13 protein-coding genes are annotated in these 20633 nt (G+C 57.4%); 12 read left to right on the top strand and 1 reads right to left on the bottom strand.

The genetic code is table 11. The features are described 5' to 3' along the window. Positions 1 to 155 precede the first annotated feature (155 nt). Complete coding sequence (locus Mal65_RS03275; protein WP_145293616.1) at positions 156 to 1997, bottom strand: glycosyl hydrolase family 28 protein; 1842 nt, start codon at positions 1995 to 1997, stop codon at positions 156 to 158. 237 nt (positions 1998 to 2234) lie between these two features. Here Mal65_RS03275 and Mal65_RS03270 point away from each other — a divergent pair, with 237 nt between their 5' ends. The 12 genes from Mal65_RS03270 to Mal65_RS03215 all read left to right on the top strand — a co-directional run bounded on the left by Mal65_RS03270 (position 2235) and on the right by Mal65_RS03215 (position 20503). After that, complete coding sequence (locus tag Mal65_RS03270) at positions 2235 to 2714, top strand: Crp/Fnr family transcriptional regulator (RefSeq protein WP_145304602.1); 480 nt, start codon at positions 2235 to 2237, stop codon at positions 2712 to 2714. A gap of 178 nt (positions 2715 to 2892) precedes the next feature. Further along, positions 2893 to 5112: a serine/threonine protein kinase gene (locus Mal65_RS03265; protein WP_145293614.1), complete on the top strand. Its 2220-nt coding sequence runs from the start codon at positions 2893 to 2895 to the stop codon at positions 5110 to 5112. Positions 5113 to 5274: 162 nt separating this feature from the next. Next, positions 5275 to 7905: a carbohydrate binding domain-containing protein gene (locus Mal65_RS03260; RefSeq protein WP_165701036.1), complete on the top strand. Its 2631-nt coding sequence runs from the start codon at positions 5275 to 5277 to the stop codon at positions 7903 to 7905. Between the two features lie 135 nt (positions 7906 to 8040). Continuing rightward, positions 8041 to 8841: an SDR family NAD(P)-dependent oxidoreductase gene (locus tag Mal65_RS03255; protein ID WP_145293610.1), complete on the top strand. Its 801-nt coding sequence runs from the start codon at positions 8041 to 8043 to the stop codon at positions 8839 to 8841. 222 nt (positions 8842 to 9063) lie between these two features. Continuing rightward, on the top strand, positions 9064 to 10683 hold the full coding sequence (locus Mal65_RS03250) for an acyltransferase family protein (protein WP_145293608.1): 1620 nt from the start codon (positions 9064 to 9066) through the stop codon (positions 10681 to 10683). Positions 10684 to 10842: 159 nt separating this feature from the next. Beyond that, a complete protein-coding gene (speA, locus tag Mal65_RS03245) occupies positions 10843 to 12933 on the top strand; it encodes a biosynthetic arginine decarboxylase (protein WP_145293606.1) in 2091 nt (696 codons plus the stop codon). Between the two features lie 221 nt (positions 12934 to 13154). Further along, entirely contained in the window at positions 13155 to 13601 is a 447-nt protein-coding gene (locus tag Mal65_RS03240) for a hypothetical protein (protein ID WP_145293604.1), read from the top strand. A 165-nt stretch (positions 13602 to 13766) separates the two neighbouring features. Continuing rightward, positions 13767 to 15386 carry an efflux RND transporter periplasmic adaptor subunit gene (locus Mal65_RS03235; protein ID WP_145293602.1) on the top strand — a complete coding sequence of 540 codons (1620 nt, stop codon included), beginning with the start codon at positions 13767 to 13769 and terminating at the stop codon, positions 15384 to 15386. 10 nt (positions 15387 to 15396) lie between these two features. Beyond that, positions 15397 to 18651 (top strand): efflux RND transporter permease subunit, encoded by a 3255-nt coding sequence (locus Mal65_RS03230; protein ID WP_145304600.1) that lies wholly within the window; start codon positions 15397 to 15399, stop codon positions 18649 to 18651. After that, on the top strand, positions 18651 to 19016 hold the full coding sequence (locus Mal65_RS26785; protein WP_174820119.1) for an RND transporter: 366 nt from the start codon (positions 18651 to 18653) through the stop codon (positions 19014 to 19016). Before Mal65_RS03230 ends, Mal65_RS26785 begins: the two co-directional genes overlap by 1 nt. Positions 19017 to 19173: 157 nt before the next feature. Continuing rightward, a complete protein-coding gene (locus tag Mal65_RS03220) occupies positions 19174 to 20094 on the top strand; it encodes a hypothetical protein (protein ID WP_145293600.1) in 921 nt (306 codons plus the stop codon). 67 nt (positions 20095 to 20161) lie between these two features. Next, positions 20162 to 20503, top strand: coding sequence for a rhodanese-like domain-containing protein (locus Mal65_RS03215; RefSeq protein WP_196784524.1), 342 nt, complete (start codon positions 20162 to 20164; stop codon positions 20501 to 20503). The last annotated feature ends 130 nt before the right edge of the window (positions 20504 to 20633 follow it).

Genomic DNA, 20633 nt, shown 5'->3' with positions numbered 1-20633 from the left:
AAGTCTGACGCTTGCTGCGAAAGCCGGAGCCGCGCCGTCGGCACGATGCCTTGTGCAGCAAGCCAAGTCCTGGCCGCCGATCATATCGTTTGGCGATCCCGGGTCCATCCCGCGTGCCAAACCCGCTGAACACAGCGGGACATCAACATTGGATTTCAATGCTGCCGCGCATCGCGACTTCCCGACTTCGAATGATCGTCGGAAGCCCCACCCGATGCAAAGCTGATCTCTGGCGATCCGATCACAGTGAATCGTCCCGTCGTTTGAGAGTTTTGCTGGTTGATGAACTCGCCAGCCACCCGCAGACGTTCGAAAGTCAAACCTTGCACGTCACCACCGACGACATTCGTCTCCCCCGACGGATCCGCTTGCGAAGGCACGTTGCCGGTTTCCGCGATGTTGTGGTAATCGCTCGGGTCCAACCACCGGTCAACGGTGATATCGCGAAATCGCATGTCGCGAACTTTCTGCCTTGGTGATTCGTGCAAGTGCAGTCCCATCATCCGGGCAACGGGACCTTCCATCACGATGTCTTCGAACACAAAGTCTTCGATCACACCGGCTCCGTCGTGACGGGCCATGCTGACCAAGCCCCAGTTTTCATTGGTGCCGGTGTACTCGGTATGAATCACATCGATGTGACTGACACGCACATCGGAAACGGTTTTCCCGAACCACCCCAACTGAAAAACGGCGCCGTTGTTCATTTGCCACACGACACAGTTTCGAACCATCGCATGGTCGTGATACAGCTTGAATGCATCGTCAAAGGCTGACACGAAACAATCCTCGACGATGCCGTTTCGTGGCACGTCGAAACCATCGTTGTTCCATCGCCAACTGCCAAGGATTTTGACGTTCCGAATTGTGCCGCCATGGTCAAACGTATTGCAAACAAAGTGGGGTGCGTTGACCAGAGTGACTCCCTGGATCGTGAAATTGGGTCCCACGTCGACCAATTTGATGGACGTCTTCCACGGGTCATGCATCACCGGTTCGTTTGAACCGTGCTGTGCGCGCCATGGAAAGTCTTCGCCGGACAAGATCCCGGATCCCGTCAGCGTTAAACCATCCACGGATCTTGCATCGATGGCCCCCATCACATAAGCGCCGCCTTGGAGATGAATCCGCTGAACGCTTCGGGGCACCTTCCAATCGCCGATCCGGTGAACGCCGGGCTGAAAGACGACCACTGGCTTGTTTTCAACAGAAGCAAGACTGGCCCCGGGCATCACAACCCCGATATCGCCGTCGTTGGTTTCCGGACCGCCGACGAATTGCTGGCGTTCGTCATCCATCGGGTCGGCAAACAACAACAATGCATCGCGTGGTATATCCCGGCGCTGGCGAAAGTGCTGATCAATGAACTCCACCGAAAATTTCGCACCGGGCTTGTGCACGCGAATCTTGACCCATCCGGCCTGGGCATCTTGCTGAAGAATGTCGAAGTCGACGCCAACCTTTCGACTTGGACGCAACCGAACCTTCTGAAACGTCCCGTTCACCTTCTGCACCCTCACATCCACAGCTTTGCCGCATTGGAAAGTCGCAAAACTGAACGATCGCCGATCGGCACGATCAAAGGCCGCGCCGTCGGTTCGCCCGTCGCCCGCCGGCGGTCGCGTGACATAGACATCCGCCGTTTGTCCTTGGACCTCGACCCGATAGAAAGGTGACCGCTGGGAATCACTTAAACCTGGCGTTCGAAAGACGGCCCATGGTTCGTCTTGAATGACCGATACGTCTTGGTGCGGCTCGGGACGCTGTGCCGCCATCGGTCGACCTGCGGAAACGCACGACACCACGATGGCAACCAGACCGAGCACCACAGGTGATGACCGCGACGCCACGCGGACCTGGCTATCGGTCGTCCCCCTGTAAAAAAGCTTTGGCGAATCGATCTTTGCGCTGGCGACACGTTTGGTCGCCGTCGACCGTCGGTTGAGCTGCGGAACCATCGCGTCCTCCATCAAACTGCCCACGATTGCAAGTGCCATTGGCGTGCTGACGATTCGGTCGACGTTTTCAACCGATCGTTGGTGATTCGCTGGCAATACGACGAAGGTGCCCCAATCTGTACGTCAGAATAGGCACCACAAAATCGGTTGTGACCCAGCGAGCCGACATAGATCGTCGATTTTGACAACCACTGCGATGAATCGGCTCGGTACGATGAACGGTTCCGCCCGATACGATCGCGTCTTGATTCCAACGATTTGAAGGTGAGTCGAGCCATGTCTGATGACCGCGTCGAACTGCTTCGCCAAATGCCCGCGTTTGGAGGATTGAAACCGGAATCGCTGCAACTTTTGCTAAGTGAATCCACCCAATTACACACTGCCGCGGGTGATTATTTTTTCCACGAAGGTGACCGCGGCGACTGTGTCTATATCCTGGAATCGGGATCCGTCACCGTTCAAAGGATCTGGCACGACCAAACGTTTGTTCTGGGCCACCTGGGTCCCGGCGATTGCTTTGGCGAAATGGCGTTGATTGATTTTTGTCCACGTTCGGCCAGCGTTTACGCGGAATCGGATTGCCAAACGATCCAAATTCCGACCCGATCCTTGGGTATCCTGTTGCGCAACGACGTCGAACAGTACGCGATGATCATGATGAACCTGGGACGTGAAGTCAGTCGCCGGTTAAGAGTGGCCGACGACGCGCTTTTCCAATTGCGTCACGCGGGTACCGCTGGCACAGCTTGTTCTTGAGCATGGCGTTTTCCGCGGATTCGGCTCAAAATACCCAGCAAGTCCATCGCACGTGCCAACGATTGGCATGCCTTGTCAGCCGAATCTGGGGCTTTTCCCCCGCCAAAAATTGAACAGCCCCAACAGCCTTGCCAAAGCGTTTCGCACGGTTCGCCCTCGGACGCTGCCAGAATGAATCATGAGCGGCCCAAAAAACTCTGCCTCCTTCGCCAGCGATGTCTCCCAATCCAAGCAATCCGTCTGGGGATCTCGTGCTTCACGCATCAAGAACGTGGCGACATCGGCGCTTTCCAACTTGGTGTTCACCCGACGCCGTCTGTGGACATGGCCCCTGGTCGCCGCCGTGGTTTTGTTCCTGGTCGGCTGGTTCACCCATCGTCACGTCGAACGCCAAGTCGAACACACGCTGGCCCAGCAATTACAAGCCTTGTTGAACGCCGATGTGGCGGCGCTGAAAATCTGGCTGGACGTCCGTGAAGCAGACGCGGAATCTTTGGGCCATGACGAACGGGTATTGGACCTGGTGAGTGGCTTGAAGCAGGTCGCCGATGCTGCTGCGCCACAGCAGCGTACCGCAGCGTTGTTGTCCGCGGCCGAACAACGCACGTTAAGCGATTTGTTGGACGATTGGCTGGAAACCCAAAACGTCCAGGGCTACATGGTGGTCGATCGCACAGGTTTGGTGTTGGCCAGCGACACTGAGGGGGCCGTGGGCAATACGGAGTTGCTACAGAAGTCCTTGCCCCAATTTGACCCCATCTTCGCCGGCGAAACGCACTACCTGCCGCCGATGAAAAGCATCCTGGCCATGCCCGATATCGATGGTGAAATCCGTGCGGGTGTTCCAGTGATGTTCATCAATGCGCCCGTTCAACAAGATGACGGCGAAATCTTGGCCGCGCTGTGCCTGCGGATTCGTCCGGAAGATGAGTTTTCGAAGATCTTGCAAGTCGCACGGTCAGGGCGAACCGGGGAAACCTACGCGTTCAATCGTGACGGTCTGATGGTCACCGCCAGCCGCTTTGATGAAACGTTGAAGGAAATCGGCTTGCTGGAAGACAGCCCTCACGTTCGGTCGTTGCTGAACATCGAATTGCGTGATCCCGGCGTCGACATGACCGTGGGCAATCGCCCCAAGCTTCGACGAAACGAGCAACCGTTAACCGCGCTTGCCCAGTCGGCGACTACCGGGGAATCAGGGCTGAACGTCGGTGGATATCGCGATTACCGTGGCGTCCGTGTCATCGGCGCGTGGACGTGGTTGGACGAATTCGACATCGGCGTGGGAACGGAATTCGATACCTCCGAAGCATTCCAGTCGCTGCAATCACTTCGGATTGCTTTCCTGGGTTTGACGGCGTTACTTGTGCTGGTCACCGCCGGACTGTTCGGGCTGACCTTTTACGCATCCAAACTGGAACGTCAGGGTCGCGAAGCGGCGGTCGAAGCACGACGCCTAGGGCAATATTCACTGGATGAAAAACTGGGTGCCGGTGCGATGGGCGAAGTCTATCGTGCCCACCATCAAATGCTGCACCGTCCGACCGCAGTCAAGCTGCTGAACGTCGATCGTCATGACGAACAGGCCATCGCACGGTTTGAACGCGAAGTTCAAATGACGTGCCGCCTGACGCATCCCAACACGATCGCGATCTTTGATTACGGTCGAACGCCCGAAGGCATTTTCTATTACGCGATGGAATATCTGGACGGGCTGAGCTTGGATGATTTGATCCGTCGGTTCGGCCCACAATCGGCCGGGCGAGTCATCTATCTGCTGCGTCAACTGTGTGGATCTTTGGCCGAAGCCCACGAACAAAAGCTGATCCACCGTGATGTCAAACCAGCCAACATCATGCTGACCCGCTGTGGCGGCATGGCGGATTTCGTCAAGTTGTTGGATTTCGGATTGGTCAAGCCACAAGATTCCGACCGCGAAATGACTCAGGCCGGATCGCTGACCGGCACGCCGCTGTACATGTCACCCGAAGCAATTCAACACCAACCTTTGGATCACCGCAGCGACCTGTATGCCGTCGGTGCGGTCGGATACTACATGCTGACCGGCACGAATGTGTTCCGCGGTCAAAGCATCGTCGAACTGTGCCAACAACACGTCCGTGAGAGCCCCGAATCACCCTCACAACGAATGGGGCGCCCCGTCGACGACGGCTTGGAGCGTGCCCTGATGTGGTGCCTGGAAAAATCGCCGGACGGTCGCCCCAAAAACGCCGACGAATTGGACCAAGCACTGGCCCAGTGCGGCGACGCGTCACGCTGGGACAAGTATGCCGCGAAAGAATGGTGGCACCGCTTCATCGATCAGAGCACCGATGTGGACGCGACGATCGAACAAACCGTCGCAGTCGGCCCCAATTTTTCGCCGCCGACCTCCTAATCAAGGTCTCGGTGACGCATCATAAATGGGCCCCAGCATGATCGCGGCCGAAAATCATTTGGCTTGATCATGTCGAACGCCGGCGGATCGCATCCGACGACATCGGATGATCCGGCCGCATGCCCACCCCATTCCCTCCAGCCGACTCTCCGGTGCAATCACATGTCACCCTTTCGTTCATTCTTGCATCCGTTGGTTTGGTATATCGCGTCACTGCGAATACTTCTGATGATGGCGTTGGTCTTCCTGGGCAGCTGGATGCCGGGTTCCGCCCAAGAACCCAAAGGCTGGTTTGAATTTGGCATGTCGGCCGTCGATGACCAGCTTGACTTCCTGGTCAACGATGATTCGATCGTCCCGGCCGGACAGCCGGGGCGGGTGACGGTCGCCGATGGACACTTCGTCGACGGCAACGGTGAACGCATTCGCTTCATCGGTACCAACCTTTGTTTTGGCGGCGCATTCCCCGACAAGAACGATGCGACGGCAATCGCTAAACGTCTGGGGCAATTGGGCGTGAACGTGGTTCGATTCCATCACATGGACAACGCCAGTGCACCTCGTGGCATTTGGGATCGCGGTCACAAACAACTGGACGACGATCAGTTGGACCGACTGGATTGGCTGATTGCCCAACTGAAACAGAACGGGATCTACAGCAATCTGAACTTGCACGTATCTCGCGATTACCCCGGCATCAATCGGAACACCGAACGGGCCTTTCGGTACGGCAAAGCCCTGGACAACTTTTATGGCCCCTATATCCAACTTCAAAAACAGTATGCCAAGGACCTGTTGACGCATCGCAACCCCTACACGGGAACAACCTATACGAAAGAACCGGCGATCCTGTGCGTGGAGATCAACAACGAAAACAGCCTGACGACCGCCCCCTGGGATTCCCTGGCGGATCAGGGCGAACCGTGGGGCCCGGAACTTCAAAAGCAATGGAATCGATGGTTGGCGGCGAGATACGACGACATCGACCAGGCACGTCGGGCTTGGGGCGAAGTCGACGAACCGCTGGGTGCACCGATGCTTGCCCAACCGGTTGCCGGCCGCGAATTAGACGCTTGGAATTTGCAGGCCCCCGCGCCGGCCGAAGCGACCATTCAAACCAGCCAAGACGCGCCAGAGGGCGAATCTTTCAGCATTCACTGTGAACTCACCCGGCCCGGCAGCGAAGAATGGCATTTCCAGCTGAATCAACGCGGAATCAGCTTGGAAGCCGGGCGTCTGTACACTTTCAGTTTTTGGGCAAAGAGTGATCGACCGCGAACCATCCGTCCCGAAGCCCGGCTGGCGATCGATCCCTGGGATCATCTGGGCCTGGAAACGGCCGTGCAACTGACGCCGCGATGGCAGCGTTTTGATTTGCCGTTTCGTGCGACCGAAAGTCATCAAGACGTTTGTCGTGTCGGTTGGGTGATGGGCAATGACGTCGGATCGGTTTGGGTCTCCGGTGCATCACTTCGTCCCGGCGGAGTCTTGGGAACCGCGAAATCGCAAAGCATCGCCAAGGGCAATGTCCGGCTGACACGACGTGTCGATACCGTGCAACGACAGCAGGACTATCTGCGATTCCTGATGGATACCGAACAGCGTTATCACGTCATGATGCATGACTTCCTGAAGCTCGATCTTGGACTTCAGGCGATGGTGATCAACACCCAAGCCAGTTACGGCAGAACTGCCGGAATCCTGCGTGAATCGCGCTGGTCCGACTTCATCGACATGCACGGGTATTGGCAGCACCCACGATTTCCGGGACGGCCTTGGGACCCGTCCAATTGGACGATCGAAAACACATCCATGATCGGCGAGCCCGACGGCGGCCGGATCGGCCTGATCGCCCGACATCGTGTCGCGGCGATGCCGTTCAGCGTCAGTGAATACAATCATCCGGCGCCGAACGAATCGGCGGTCGAAATGTTTCCGATCCTGTCGTCGGTCGCGGCGATGCAGGATTGGGATGCGATCTATCAGTTTTCATACATGAATTCATCGGAGACGCCGGAAGTCCCACGCATTGATTCGTACTTCGAATTGGCCAATCACCCCGGGCACTTGGTGTGGTTGCCCATCGCAAAGCAGATTTTCCGTCAGGGCGGAGTCCGCCCGTTAGCGACATCCATGACATTGCAGATCCCGACCGATGCGGCGCACGCCGATGAATCGATTAGCGATCACTGGTCCGCCGCGGGGGCGCAAGACGATGGGCTGATGAATCACCGACTGCAAGTCAAAGTGGGCGACACCGACGCGCCCGTGATCCACCGGACAACCGTCACCGACGCCGCAGCAGCGACGAATCAAGTCCGTTGGCAAACGGGTGACAACAACGTCGCCCGCCCGGCGACCTTTGTCGTCAATGCCCCCACGGTGCGTGCTGCTGTCGGACAGTTGGCCGATCGCACGATCCAGCTTGGTGACGTTTCGCTGATCGTTCGGGGCCTGGACAAAAAATATGCGTCGTTCGGACTAGCGTCGCTGGACAACCGGCCGATCGAAACCTCCAAACGCATGTTGCTGGTTCTGGTCGGCCGCGTTGAAAACACCGGCATGCGGTGGAATGAATCTCGCACCAGTGTGGGCACCGACTGGGGCGACGCACCAACGATCGCCGAGGGCATCAGCGCGTCGGTGGTGATTCCTGGAAAGGTCAACGTGACATCGCTTTCGGCGTCGGGCGAACCGCAAACCGAAGTACCGGTTCGCTTGGCCGGCGATCGATCGGGGATCAAGCTGGGTCCGAAATACAAGACGCTGTGGTACCTGGTCCAGCGTCCTTAAAACTGGATTCACTGGAACACGGTAAACGTCAAGGGCGTGGGCAAGGCCGGTCGATCGTCGCTAAGATCATGACGTCGGCGGTCGGTCGCGGCCGGGTCTTGCTTTCTTCATCGCTTCACCCCTTTCACGCCCACGATGTCATTGCGTTTTGAAAATAAACGAGTCTTTGTCACGGCCGCATCGGTCGGCATCGGCTACGAAATCTGTCGTCAGTTCATAGACCAAGGCGCCATCGTTGGCCTGAACGCACGGCGCGAAGAAACGACGACCCAAGCTGTCGAAACGCTTCGCACCCAGTACCCCGACGCGACCATCACTGGTTACCCATGCGACGTGGCCGATGTCGAAGCGATCCAGGGCCATGTGCGCGATTTCAGTGACCAACACGGCGGACTGGATGTGATGGTTGCCAATGCGGGCATCACCGTCTTTGCCCCGTTCTTGAAGGTACAGCCCGACGAGTTTGACTACTTGATGAACGTCAATATGCGCGGCACCTATTTCAGCGTGCAGGAAGCCGCCAAGCAGATGATTGCTGCCAAAACCGCCGGACGCATCGTACTGATGTCGTCGGTTTGCGGGATGCAGTCCCATGCGCACACCAGTTCCTATGGCATGACCAAAGCGGCGATCCGCCACCTAGCCATTTCCTTGGCCGATGAACTGGGGCCACACGGCATCACCGTCAACGTCGTCTCGCCCGGCGCCACGTTGAACGAGCGCACGTCCGAAGACCAGGAATACGCCGACGGCTGGGCCAGCGTGTGCCCATCGGGCCGCGTCGGTAACGTGGGTGACGTCGCCTATGCCACTTTGTTTTTGGCGGACCAGCGGGCGGGCCAAATCACCGGCGAAAACATCGTCGTCGACGGCGGATGGTCGACCACCAGCCCGTTGCCGAAATACCTGCATGATGAACTGAAAGGCGGAAAATAGCCGTCGGGTCCAGATCGATCACAAATTTGCGTTGACGGATTCGCATCCGAAGCCTGTCGGATCAACGCTGGGCAAATTTTGATCGGCCGGATTGCCAAGATTCATTCGGTCCCGGCGAAAGCGGTAACGTTTGGGGCCACACTTGTCCGGGTCGGGTCACAACCGGATCCTGATCCGGCCATTCCCCGCCGTCGCCCCGCCCAATCAATCATCATCAGTGCCATGTCGAAAGCCACCGTCCTTTCCGATCCGCGGCGACATGATCTGGATGCTTTGCGAGCCGTTGCGATGCTGCTGGGCATTGTGTTGCACGGCATGATTTCATTCTTGCCGGTGGCCTCGGGCTGGGCGGTGCAAGACAGTCGGCAGGCCGACGGATTCGGCGTCGTTCTGTCGATGATTCATGGCTTTCGCATGCCGCTGTTTTTTCTGATCAGCGGTTTTTTCACAATGATGTTGCTTCGACGACGCGGCATCCCGGCGTTGTTGTGGCATCGATTCCGGCGGATTTTTCTACCTTTGGTTTTGGGTTTAATCACCATCATCCCGTCGGTGTGGATCGTCTCGGCGTTTGTCCAGCAACCCGCCGATGCCAACGCCAGCGCCGACAACCTTTGGGCGGCCGTGATCATGGACCAGCCCGACCGCGTCCAGGCGTTGATCGACGACGGCCATGACGTTAACGCACGGTCCGATGACGGCGCGACACCCTTTCTGTTGGCCGCATTCCTGGGGCGTGACGATGTCGCGGAGGTCTTGATCCGCAATGGTGCCGACCCGACCTTGGCGAACTACAAGGGAGAGACTCCGGCGAATGTGATGCAGGCACCTTGGTCACTGACCAAAATGATCGCCGGCTTTGTCAAAGCACCTGTGAAGCAGGAAGCTGTGCAAGCCGGGCGCGAGAAAATCGCCCAGTGGATTCCCGAAAAGTCTGACGACATAGCAACGCCAGCGGGATCAGCCGACCAAGCAAAGGAGACATGGCAAGCATTGTTGGCCGCCTTGTTTTTCGTACCCGTGTTTCTGCATCTATGGTTTTTGTGGTTCCTGTGTTTTCTAGTCGTCGGATTTGTGATCAGTGTGTGGGTCTATCGACATCTGCCATTGAAGTTGCCGACGACGTGGGCGGCATCAGCGTTTTGGGTGATCGCGCTGGTGGTGCCGGTCACCGCGCTCCTGCAAGCGTCCATGAAAAGCAATGCGGGCCAATTCGGTCCCGACACGTCGATCGGCTTGCTGCCATTGCCGGTCGTGCTTGCCTATTACGCCGTGTTCTTTTTCTTCGGCGCGTTTTATTACCGCGTCAATGACACGCCGGGCCGATTGTCGCGGCACTGGCCGGCGATGTTGCTGGTTTCGTTAGCCATTTTGTTTCCTGTCGGGCTAACCTGGGGCGGATCCGGAAACCAGACGCATCGCATGGTCGGTCTGTTATGCCAAGCCGGATATGCTTGGTTGATGTCGATCGGAATGATGGGACTGTTTCGTCGCTATTGCGACACCCACAGCCCCGCGATGCGATATCTGTCCGATTCATCGTATTGGCTGTACGTCGCCCACATGCCGGTCATCTTGTTGGTCCAGGCGTGGGTCCGCGATTGGGACTTATCGCCCTACATCAAACTGCCGATCATTTGCGTCGTGACTTCCGCGGTCTTGCTGATCAGTTACCAGCACCTGGTTCGGTACACACCCATCGGAACACTGCTAAACGGCAAACGGGTGCGACCGGGACGACACCGGCCTACGCACGATCACACTGATGCGATCTTGATCGACACAGCACCGGAAACGGATGCGGTGGTGGAAGCAAAGATTGCGTCGTCAGGCTCGTCCTAGCGAGATGGGGGTGGAACACGGATGGATCCCCCAAAAGACCTCAAAATTCTGGTGAATCGCTGCTAGACCAAATCAAATGTCGTTTGGATACTGTGCGCGCTTTGGGTCGTCCCATCTTTTGGATGACCGCCGCCGTTATTCCCCAAAGGCTTTGGTGCATTGACGCAATCCATCGGTACCGCATGGTCGATTCAAAACGCAGTGGACGAATATGGGATCGCTCGATGGGGCGACGACTATTTTCACGTATCGCCCGACGGCACGGTATTGATATCGCCCGATCGCAACCCTGAGGCTTCGGTCGATCTGCACGCATTGATCGAATCGCTGGTGGCCGACGGAATGAGGCTGCCGATCCTGGTTCGCTTCGGCGGCATCCTGCGTGATCGCTTGCACCGCTTGGACCAGTGTTTTCGCCAGGCGATCGACGACCACCAGTACCAAAATCGCTATCGCTGCGTCTTTCCGATCAAGGTCAATCAACAAAAAGACGTCGTCGCGGAAATCGTCGAAACCGGCGCCAAACTGGGATTCGGAATCGAGGCCGGCAGCAAAGCGGAACTGTTGGCGGCCATCGCAATGTCACCGCCGGATTCACCGATCGTTTGCAACGGGGTGAAGGACGAAGCGGTTCTCGACCTGGCATTGTCCGCCCAGCGACTGGGCCGCAAAGTCTTTCCGGTGATCGAAAAACGAAGCGAGTTGGACGTCCTGCTGCGTCTGGCGAATGCTGCCGGCGTGCGTCCGCGGATTGGTATCCGGGTCAAACTGGCGACCCGTGGTTCCGGGCGTTGGCAAGCCAGCGGCGGATACCGCAGCAAGTTCGGCTTGACCGTCGCGGAGGTCACCCAGTGTTTGGATCACTTGTTGGAAATGGGAATGGGCGACTGTTTTCAGTTGTTGCATTTCCACGTGGGCAGCCAGATAGGCAACATCCGCCAATTGAAGTCCGCGATCTTGGAAGCCGCCAGGATTTACGCCGATCTGTACCGACGCGGAGCGGCACTCGGTCACCTGGACGTCGGCGGCGGTTTGGGAATCGATTACGACGGATCCAAATCGGATTCACAATCCAGCATGAATTATTCGATGCAGGAATACGCCAACGACATCGTGTACCAAATCCAAACGGTGTGCGATGAATCGGACGTCCCGCATCCGGAACTGTTTTCCGAAAGCGGGCGGTCGGTGGCTGCCCAACACAGCGTGCTTGTCTTTGACACGTTGGGCGTTGCTGCGCAAGGTTCACCGGAACTGCCGGACTGGGCCAGCGCAACGGCCGCACCCGATGGCGAAGGCACATCACCACCCCAGTCGTATGAACAGCCGGTTCATGATTTGTGGTGGGCGTTCAGCCACCTGAATGCGGACAATTTGATGGAATCGTTCCACGACGCGCAGGTTTCGCTGGACCTTTGCATGAACCTGTTTAGCGGCGGTTACTTGCCGCTGGAACAACGCGTCGCGGCCGAAAACGTCTACTTCGCACTTTGCCACAAGGTGCGGGACTTGGCCAGTGAATTGCCCGAGATGCCGGAGGAGTTGAAATCGCTGAACCGGATGCTGTCGGACACCTACTTTGCAAACTTTTCGTTGTTCCAATCGGTTCCCGATGCTTGGGCGATCGAGCATCTGTTTCCCATCATGCCGATCCATCGTTTACAGGAAGAACCGACGCGTCACGCGGTTCTGGGGGATATCACGTGCGACAGCGACGGAAAGATTGATGAATTCGTGTGCGGGGGCAAGCGGTGCCAGACGCTGCGGTTGCACAGTTTGATTCCCGGCAATCCGTATCGCCTGGGCGTTTTTTTGGTGGGAGCATATCAAGAAATCTTGGGAGATCTTCACAATCTGTTCGGCGACACCAACGCGGTCCATGTCGAGTTCCAAGACGGTGGCCCGGTGATCTGTGCCGCGATCGGTGGTGACACCGTGGGACGCGTTTTGGAGTACATGCAGTACGACGTCGCGGACCTGAGCGATCGGCTGAGCGTCGCGATTGATGAAGCCATCGAACAGAACGTGATCGACCGGGAACACGGACAGGAGTTACGAGAAAACTTTCTGCAGACTTTCGAGCAATACACCTACCCGTCGTTGTCGACGCACGTCGAATCGCTTGAATTGGCTTCGACGGTCAACCAAAGTGATGACGGAATCGAAAGCACTCCGATCATTGGTTCGTTGGTGGATGAAACGCAGGATGAAACGCTTGCGGAATTCACCGACCCGCCGTTGCCGGAGTGATCCGTCATGAATTTCGAAGTTGACCTGGCCGGGAACGGCTTCAACAATGGGCGCGATAGGCGACGACGATCGTTTCGCTGCGGCTCGTTGTGCAACGATTTGCTTGGCGAATTTTTGTACAGCACCGGTGCCCGGCCTCGCCCGGTCAGTAGCCTCCAGTCCAGCGGACGCATCGCCCCCCGCTCCGAATCTCCCGTTTCCCCGCACCGAATTCTCGCAACTTGATCGAACGTCTTCTGCATCTGTGCCTGATCCTGATCGTGCTGGCTTGTCCGGCATTGGATCGGTGCTGTTGTGCCGCGACGGTGGATGGTGCTTTGGCATTCGGTATCGGATCCGACGCACCCGCCGGTGCCGCGTTCGCTTGCAACCGTTGCTGTGGTTGTGACGCCGCCCCGGCTGTTGAATTGGTCGACAAGACCGGCGATCCGCAACCGTTGGATTGCCCGGGTGATTGTCACGACTGCATCTGTCATGGGGCTCTGCTGCCCGACGCGGTGGTGGCATCGACACGTCCGACGGACCTGTTCCAATTCATCGTCGGCAACGATGTTTTGGGCCATCCGATCATGCCTTGCAAGCGACGCCTTCGACGTTCGATGGATGATGTGGGCCCGTCGATCGGCGGGAAAGACCGCTTGCTACTTCAGTGCACATTGCGTTTGTAGCGATCGATCAAACCTGTTTTGGTTTTGTCGATTCCTACTCGTGTCTGTCCCTGGCGTCTGGTCCCACGGTGACCAAGGAAGACGTCACGTCAATTCGGACATGCACGCAGCGCCGGAATGTCACGTTCCGGCGATTTCTGACGTACCGCTCACGGAGACAACGTGATGCCGCCCACCGTTTTTGTGTCCGATCCCAAGCCGTCCGATTCGCTGGAACGTCCCGCGACATCGATCCGCGCGATTGTTTGGAAAGCCACCAACTGGATCCCCACGGCATGCGTCTTCGCAGCGCTGGGCGTCTTGGGCTGGTACGGACATTCCACCGGATGGACGTTGCCAAGTTTTTCAACGCTGACGGCAAATGAGAAGCCCGATGCAATGGCCAATTGGTGCGCCAGTCACGGTGTCCCGGAAGACATCTGTATTGTTTGTCGGCCAAACTTGCTGGACGACGCACCGTCATTAGCGTATTGCACAACGCACGGCGTCCACGGTTGCGTTTTCGAAAATCCGACGCTGGCGGAACTATCGCCGCCCGCCGAAGTGACCAATCAAGATCTGCGGCGTGCCGATCGCGCGCTCCAGTCCTTGCCACGATCGACGAACCTGCCGATCAGCAAGACCGCCGGTGTCCGCATCCAATCCGCTTCGATGCAGGCAATGGAAAAAGCCGGCGTGGACGTTGAACCGGTGACCCGCCGCACCGTGGTCGAATCCATCGATGCGTCAGGAGTCATTCGGTACGACGCAACCAAGTTGGCTCAGGTGTCGCCACCGGCCGACGGCACGGTCCGTCGCATCTTTGTCCAAATCGGGCAGTGGGTCGAACAAGGCCAGACGCTGGGGATTATCGACTGTGCGGAAGCCGGACGAATCAAGGCCGAATTGCAAGCGGCGCTATCCCACGAACATTTCTGTCGCGACAACCTTCGTCGCTTGCGTCCGTTGGCCGGCAGCGCCGTTTCAGGCAAGCGAATTCTGGATGGTGAAAATCAACTCCAGCAAGCCCGTGCCGATGTCGACGACGCGGCGGGGCGTTTGGCCAATTTGGGCTTGGCCGTTGATATCGATCATTTTCGAACGCTTGAATTAGAAGCGGCAAAAATGGCCGTCCGCCGTCTGGGACGCCCGGAATCCGATGATGCCTCGTCGCAAGACCTATCCGGGGCCAATCTGATCGCCGTCACCGCTCCGCTGCAAGGCATTGTCACGCACCTTCGCACCAATGTCGGCGAAGTGGTCAATCGTGGCAATGAACTTTTCCGCGTCGTCGACACTCGTCAAGTTTGGCTGGATTTGCGAGTTCCCGCTGAACAGGCCGAATGGGTTCATCTGGGCCAAACCGTTCGCTATCGCCCCGACGGTCAAAACAAGACGCATGAAGGACAATTGACCTGGATCAGTACCGACGTGGATCCCACCACACGCACCGTCGCGGTCCGTGCGGTACTGAAAAACCCGGACCAAAGTTTGCGCAACGAGTCGTTCGGATTGGGCCAAATCATCTTGCGACAGGAGCCCGATTCGATCGTCGTTCCCGAAACCGCATTGCAGTGGGACGGTGACGGCCACGTGGTCTTTGTGCGTGACGCAAGATTCTTTGAAGAGGACCGACCAAAGTTCTTTGTTACCCGGTCCGTTCGCCCGGGTTCGAAGCAGGACGGTTTTGTCGAAATCATCGCCGGCGTTCTGCCTGGCGAAGTGGTGGCCACCAAGGGCAGTGACGTCCTGAGAGCGCAATTGCTGCGAGGCAATTTGGGCGCCGGATGCACGTGCGGCCGCTGAGTCCATCATGATGCTGAAGCTTCTGATTGAATTGTCCCTGCGACATCGTGCGGCGGTGTTGCTAAGCCTGGTCGCATTGTTTGGCACCGGGGCTTACGCGCTGTCCCAATTGGACATTGACGCGTTCCCCGACACGACGCCGGTGATGGTGCAGATCAACACGACCGCGCCGGCCCTGGGACCGGAGGAGATCGAACGCCAGATCACCTACCGGATCGAGCAAGCGCTCAGCGGCATGCCGTCGCTTCAGAATATTCGTTCGGTTTCCAAGTTCGGGTTTTCACAAGTCGTCGTCACATTCGATGACGACACCGATATCTACTTTGCACGCCAAGTCGTCGCCGAACGCTTGGCCACCGTCACGCTACCTTTTGGCGTGTCACCGCCCACGATGGGGCCGGTCGCAACGGGTTTGGGAGAGGTCTTTCATTACGTCCTGACGTATCCAGACGTCGATTTCACAGAACTGTCACCGCAACAGCGACAACGTTTGTTGACCGAGTTGCGAACCGCCCAAGACTGGATCGTCAAACCACAGCTTCGAACCGTCGCCGGCACAGCAGAGATCAACAGTTGGGGCGGTTTTGAGAAACAGTTCCAAGTGCGTGTTGACCCGGCACGGCTGATCGCCCGTCAGCTGACGTTCACCGATGTCATCGTCGCATTGCAACAGAACAATCGAAACGTCGGTGGCGGCAAGATCGATCGACTGGGCGAAATGTTGCTGGTCCAAGGAATCGGCCGAACCACCAACGTCGAACAGATCGGCGACATCGTCGTCAAAGCATCCGAGGGAACGCCGATTCGCATCCGCGATGTTGCAAACGTCGACATCGGTCACGAAATTCGACGTGGCGCGGTATCGGCCGACGGACGTGGCGAAGCGGTGATGGGTTTGGGATTCATGCTGATGGGCGAAAACACCCATCACTACACCCACGAACTGAAGATCAAGATCGAAGAAATCCGTGACAATCTGCCAAGCGGCATGCAATTGGTCACGATGTATGACCGCACCGAATTGGTCGATTCGGTGATTGAAACGGTCCGCCGTAACCTCTTCGAAGGTGGTCTGTTGGTGGTGGCCATCTTGTTTGTCTTTCTGGGCAGCCTGCGTGCCGGTCTGATCGTCGCGATGGCGATTCCTTTGTCGATGCTATTCGCGTTCACCGGCATGTGGCGATTCGGCATCGCGGCCAGCCTGTTAAGCCTGGGCGCCATCGACTTCGGCCTGGTCGTCGACAGTTCGGTGGTGATGATTGAAAACTGCGTCCGTCACCTGGGAATCGCCGGTGAACGACAGCGCAAATCAAGGTTGGAAATCATCCGCGATGCGGCCATGGAAGTCCGAGGCCCGACGTTGTTCGGCGAACTGATCATCATGATCGTGTACCTGCCGATTCTGACGCTGGAAGGCATCGAAGGCAAAATGTTTCGGCCGATGGCGATGACCGTCATTTTTGCTCTGGCCGGATCGATGCTGATGTCAATGACTCTGATGCCAGTGTTGGCCAGTCTATTGCTGCCCAAACGCCCGATCCAGCGCGAACCATGGCTTGTCCGCGTACTGCAACGGCTTTACGAACCAGTGTTGCGGTTCACGATGAACCAGAAGCTGGCGGTGATCGGCTTAGCGGCGGGCGTGCTGGTCGTGGCGTTTGGGATGATCGCCCCGAATCTGGGGACTGAGTTCATGCCCCAGCTTTCCGAAGGCGCCGTTGCAATCAATGTGGTCCGATTGGCGGGAACGGAACTGGAAGATTCCATTCGGTTCAACACCCAAATGGAACGCGCCATCTTGGAATCGTTTCCCGATGAGGTCGCGCACGTCTGGAGCCGCATCGGATCAGCGGAGATCGCCACCGATCCGATGGGATTGGAGCTGACCGATGTCTTCATCACGCTCCGCCCTCGCGACCAATGGGTCAAAGCCGGCACACAAGGTGAATTGACCGCATTGATCGAACAGGTGCTGCGTGATCTGCCGGGACAGCGTCTGGCCTATACCCAGCCGATCAAGTTGCGGCTGGATGAAATGGGCACCGGTTCACGATCTGACATTGCCGTCAAGCTTTACGGTGATGACCTGGAGACGCTGGCGGAAAAGGCCGGAGAGATCGAAGCGCAGTTGCTGCGAATTGATGGGGCCGCCGACGTCGGCGCGACTCAGTTGACCGGCCAGCCGATGCTTCAAGTACGCATCCGCCAGGACGAAATCGCCCGGTACGGGATCGCCGCATCGGAAGTATTGGACCTGGTTCAGGCCATCGGAAACCGGCCGGTCGGTGACGTTTTCGAAGGCCAATTGCGATTCCCGCTGACCGTGACCTTGATCGACGATGCGCGACACGATGTTCCGTCGATTCGATCGATTCCGGTAACCACACCCGACGGCCAACAAATCCCACTGGAACGCTTGGCCGACGTCACGGTAACCACCGGGCCGTCACAGATCGCACGCGAATGGGGGCAACGCCGCGTCACCGTTTCGGTCAATGTGCGTGGGCGTGATGTCGGCAGCTTTGTCCGAGAAGCCCAAGCCGCAATCGCTCGAAACATCGTCATGCCGTCGTCCCGGTACTACGTCGAATTCGGTGGCCAGTTCGAACACATGATTCGCGGGCGACAGCGTCTGATGATCGTCGTACCGATCGCGCTCGCGTTGATCCTGGGCCTGCTTTACATCACGTATGGCAATCTGATTGACACGGTCCGCGTTTTCACCGGCATCCCGTTCGCTTGGACCGGCGGCATCTTCGCCCTGTGGATTCGCGACATGCCGTTTTCGATCAGTGCGGCGATCGGATTCGTCGCACTATCGGGCGTCGCCGTGTTGGACGACATGCTGTTGGTGTCGACCATCGGTGCACTGCGTCGCCAAGGCGTGCCGCTTCAGCAAGCGGTCCATCAAGCGGCAATGACACGTTTGCGTCCGGTGCTGATGACGACTCTGGTCGCCGCGCTGGGCTTTGTGCCCATGGCATTCAGCGAAGGCACAGGTGCCGAAGTCCAGCGTCCGTTGGCCACCGTAGTCATCGGTGGCGTCATCAGTGCGACCGTGATGTCGTTGTTGGTGTTGCGAGTCTTGTATGTGGTCGTTCGCGGGACCACCGATCGAACCACCAACGATGACCTTCCGTTGAGTTCATCGGCACGAACAGGTGCTGACGGTTTCAGCACGAATCCCACGTCCCTTCCTTCAGGCCCAAGTTCTGCATCCGCGGACGCCGGCCATTCCCTGTTGTCTTCTGAGCGAGAATATTGATGCGTTTTGCAAACCAATTCATGACTGCACTTCTTTGCACCGGAGCCTGCCTGTTGACCGGCTGCCAAAGCGAACCCGACGACTCGTTGTCCACACGTCAAACCGATGGCCAAGGCGGTGATGAAGTCGTCGCGATGGCGGATGATCACAGTGGTTGGTGGTGTCGTGAACATGGCGTTCCCGAATCCGAATGCCCGCTATGCGACACATCGTTGCTGGCCGAATTCCAGGCCAAGGGTGACTGGTGCGATGAACACAACCGACCAGATTCGCAGTGTTTCCAATGCCATCCGGAGAACTTTGAGTCCTTCGCCGCACGCTACGAAGCCAAGTTTGGCGAACGTCCGCCGGCCCCGAGCATGTAGCGTTCCAGCGTTTGACCACGCAAATCGCGATCGTGCCCCGAATGACGCGACCACCGCTTCCCGGTGGTCGTTTTGCGTATCAGATTGATGGATCGGCTATCATGTCCCTGGGGTATGTCAGCTGATTTTTTTGGTCTATTCACAAGGGGTCATGGTCATGTCTTTCGCAAACGTTCACCGGCGTGTCGCCGCCACAATGGTGGTCATTTGTTTGTTGTTGACCGGCCAACATCGATTGGTCAGCGCCGACGATACAAAACCCGCGAAAGTAAATCCGGCCGGTGCAAACGCGGCAGATCATTCCGACACGGCACATCGTTTTTCAATCCAGCATGCCAGCCAGACCGCGTTGGCCCCCACGCACATTGCACTGGTGATTCCCTTATCCAGCAGCGCCTCCGATTCTCAGGACGCGATCGAAGGTTTGCGTCGACGCCGGTTGGTCATTGAACGTGCCGCAGCAGAAATGGGTTGTGACCAAGCTCACATCCACTCCGCGTTCTTTTCGGCCGGTCCGGAATCGCAGTCCGTCAGCTCCATTGCTCTTCGGGCTCGCAACGGCGTCACCAGCGAACCGAAAACGATCGCCCGCTGTATCATGCTGATCTTGGACGAACTCGACGACCGAGCACTCGACCAAGAATCAAACTTGGTCGAAGGGCAACAACAACTTCAAAACCTTTTACAAGTCCTTCCACCGGAGGACTTGGTGGAATCATCGTCGTCTTCGCGATCGGTGATCTATTCACCATCATCCAGCCAAATTTCACATCCGATCGCATTGTTTGCCGCCAACGTGACCACCCAGAAACGCTTGGCGATGGTGCAACAAGCGATGAAAGCGGCGGAACAGCGAGCCAGGGAACTGGCCGGATTGAATCAATCCGATCATCGCATCAGCTTGTCCGAATCAATGATCAATTCGTACAGTTCGACACGGCGTGACATGGTCTCCCTGGAGCGATTGATTTCGACCTTCTATCCGGACATGGTATTTTCCATGTACCCAGATCAAATCGTCTTCCACACGCGGATCATGGCGTCCATTTCGCCCCCCAACCAACCGCCGTCTCAATAGGCGATCGTTTTGTCGACTTGACCAAACGCTCGTTCTGCCTCGCAGTTCGCCCGACAGAGATTTTGCTTTGCCTGATTCTGATGTTCCCTTGGAAATCACCGTTATCCAATCACAAACCGCAATCAAGGAAAACCCGGACGTGGTGCTGATCGACGTCCGAGAGCAGGACGAATTTGAACTGGCACGGATTCAGGGCGCCAAACTGATTCCGCTAAGCGAGTTTCCGAGTCGAATCGGTGAACTGGAACCTTTTCGCGATCGTCCCATCATCGTTTATTGCCACCACGGGGTGCGAAGCCTGCACGCGGTGTTTGTATTGCGACATAGTGGTTTTTTGAATTCAAGCAGCATGTCCGGCGGGATCGACTTGTGGAGTCAACAAATCGATGCTGAGGTGCCACGGTACTGACGCCAGGTCGGATGCGTGCCGAAATGCGTCGCCGGATGCTCCGGAGATCGAGCGAAATTCGCGAAAGTCCCGGCTACGATCTCGACGACTTCTTGTAAACTGCAGAACGTAGCGGACGAGCACTGGAACG

The organism is Crateriforma conspicua (assembly GCF_007752935.1).
GTDB lineage: Bacteria > Planctomycetota > Planctomycetia > Pirellulales > Pirellulaceae > Crateriforma > Crateriforma conspicua.
Note: the sequence above shows the minus strand (reverse complement) of the source record. Positions and strands in the feature narration are given on the sequence as shown.